General features: G+C 60.0%; 1 protein-coding gene. It reads right to left on the reverse strand.

What is annotated here, in order from left to right:
* Window positions 1-467 (reverse strand): NAD(P)H-dependent flavin oxidoreductase (locus A3730_RS03765; RefSeq protein WP_369819037.1); only part of this gene is annotated, 467 nt, incomplete at its 3' end.
* Window positions 468-927 lie beyond the last annotated feature (460 nt).

A 927-nucleotide genomic window follows, 5' to 3' on the forward strand; every position in this document is an offset into this window, starting at 1 on the left:
CCTGCGCCGGAGGCCACGGCGATCAGGCCATCCGCGCCTTTCTCGATGGCTTTTTTAGCGAAAAAGTTGTTGATGATGTCGTGGAACACCAGGCCGCCATAGCTGTGGATGGCTTCGTTCACATCCACCCGGGCGCCCAGTGACGTAATCACGATGGGCACCTTGTACTTCACGCACATTTCCAGATCGTGCTCCAGCCGGTTATTGGATTTGTGCACAATCTGGTTCACCGCGAACGGGGCGGCAGGGCTGTCCGGGTTGGCCTGGTTCCAGGCATCCAGCTCTTCGGTGATGCGCTTGAGCCACACTTCCAGTTCTTCCGCCGGGCGGGCATTCAGGGCCGGGAAAGAGCCGACGATGCCGGCTTTGCATTGGGCAATCACCAGGTCCGGGTTGGAAACAATGAACATGGGGGATGCCACAACGGGCAGCTGCAGGCTGTTCTGCAGGGAGGCAGGTAGGGCCATGGGAACTCCTCAACTCACACGGTGAGCGCCACCGGAAAAAGGCGGGGCGCTTTCAGGGGCACAATAGTGCGATATCCCTGCGGCGATGTCAGTACCGGGAACGACAATCCGGGCGCGGATATGGACGTATTGCACAGGCCTGCCAGCCCTGACCACCGCTGGACGCCGAATGCCCGGCGGCAGACGCGGGTATTCAAAACCTGAAAATCCTGGCCGCCATGCTCTTTGCGCACAAGTACCCGATGATTTCCTGAATATTCCTGAAAAGGGGGGATCGCAATAGCGACAGCCTCTCAGGCTATGGGGGGTTGCGTCAGGCATCCTGCGCCGGGCGTTTGGCAAAGTGCGGCTTATTCGCGATAAACCTTACTTGTCCGGGTGGCCCCGGAAGGCATTTAAGAGGCGGCTGGGCAAGCCGGCCGAGCGCAGGAAGGGGCGCACATGCATCAGGGTTTCATGG

The sequence above is a fragment of the Alcanivorax sp. HI0044 genome, from assembly GCF_001634945.1.